Raw genomic sequence first — 679 nt, 5'->3', positions numbered from 1 at the left:
TAACGCGCGGTTGTCGGCGGTGGATGTGGATGCGGTTGAGGGGCATGGGACGGGTACGACGCTCGGTGATCCGATCGAGGCGCAGGCGTTGCTGGCTACTTATGGGCGGGAGCGTGAGGATGGTCGGCCGTTGTGGTTGGGGTCGTTGAAGTCGAACATCGGTCACACGCAGGCGGCTGCGGGTGTGGGTGGTGTGATCAAGATGGTCATGGCCCTGGATCGGGAGGTGCTGCCGCGCACGTTGCATGTGGACCAGCCGTCCTCGCATGTGGACTGGGATGCGGGCGCGGTGGAGTTACTGGCTGAGCCTGTTGCCTGGCCGCGTGGGGAGCGGGTGCGGCGGGCTGGTGTGTCTTCCTTTGGCGTCTCGGGGACCAACGCTCACGTCATCCTCGAGGAAGCACCGGTGGACGAGGCCATGAGTGGGGAGGTGGTTTCGGCTGGTGGTGGTGTGACGCCGTGGGTGGTGTCGGGGCGTAGTGCGGGTGCGTTGGCGGCTCAGGCGGGCCGACTGCTGGAGTACGTGCGTGCTGCTCAGGCTGACGGTGGCGTGGATGTGGTGGGTGTGGGGCGTGCTCTGGTGGGTTCGCGTGCGGTGTTCGAGCACCGTGCTGTCGTCTTTGGCTCGGATGTGGAGGAGTTTGAGGCTGGGCTTAAAGGCCTGGCGGAGGGCGAGACG

At 66.1% G+C, this 679-nt stretch carries 1 protein-coding gene; it reads left to right on the top strand.

Annotated features, from left to right (window positions below):
- A partial coding sequence (locus JK364_RS54540) for a ketoacyl-synthetase C-terminal extension domain-containing protein (protein WP_201858901.1) occupies window positions 1–679 on the top strand: 679 nt, incomplete at both ends.

Source organism: Streptomyces endocoffeicus (assembly GCF_016741935.1).
Lineage (GTDB): Bacteria > Actinomycetota > Actinomycetes > Streptomycetales > Streptomycetaceae > Streptomyces > Streptomyces endocoffeicus.
This window is presented reverse-complemented; position numbering and strand designations above follow the sequence as displayed.